Raw genomic sequence first — 537 nt, 5'->3', positions numbered from 1 at the left:
GGAATGACCCCGCGGACCGCAGCCGCACGCCTAAGCTCCAATCGGGAAGAAAGTGAAGGTCCCGCTTGGCTAGCGCGCCCGCCAGCACTGAACATAGAGTGCCGAATTCGTCCGGCACCGAGCCGCCCAGGCTCAAAGCGCCGGCGCATGCGGCGGACTGTCATATCCATATCTACGATCCCCGCTTCGCGCCGCCCGTCGCGAAGCCTGCGAACGCAACGGTGGCGGATTATCAGCGGCTGCAAAAACGCCTGGGAGTGACGCGCGTCGTCATCGTCACCCCGCGCAATTACGTGACCGACAACAGCGTCACGCTCGACGCGATCAGGCAATTGGGCGCAGACGACGCGCGCGGGGTCGAGGCGCACGCCGTGATGCGCGAGCGTCTCCGTCACGCGCGCCTTTATCTTCAAAGTCTCTGCCTGCCAGTCGGCGCCGGGCATCCGGCTGAGCGTCGGCGTCGGCGCGAGCACGAAGACGGCCGAGCATCCCTTCGGCGCCAGCCCCGGATCGGTCGCCGAGGGGACGCTCACATAG

1 pseudogene is annotated in these 537 nt (G+C 66.9%); it reads left to right on the top strand.

Features of this window, described 5'->3' with window-relative positions:
• Window positions 1-98 precede the first annotated feature (98 nt).
• A pseudogene (locus tag I6F37_RS38595) lies at window positions 99-537 on the top strand (hypothetical protein); the annotation flags it as partial.

The sequence above is a fragment of the Bradyrhizobium sp. NBAIM08 genome, assembly GCF_020193935.1.
Classification (GTDB): domain Bacteria; phylum Pseudomonadota; class Alphaproteobacteria; order Rhizobiales; family Xanthobacteraceae; genus Bradyrhizobium; species Bradyrhizobium yuanmingense.
Note: the sequence above shows the minus strand (reverse complement) of the source record. Positions and strands in the feature narration are given on the sequence as shown.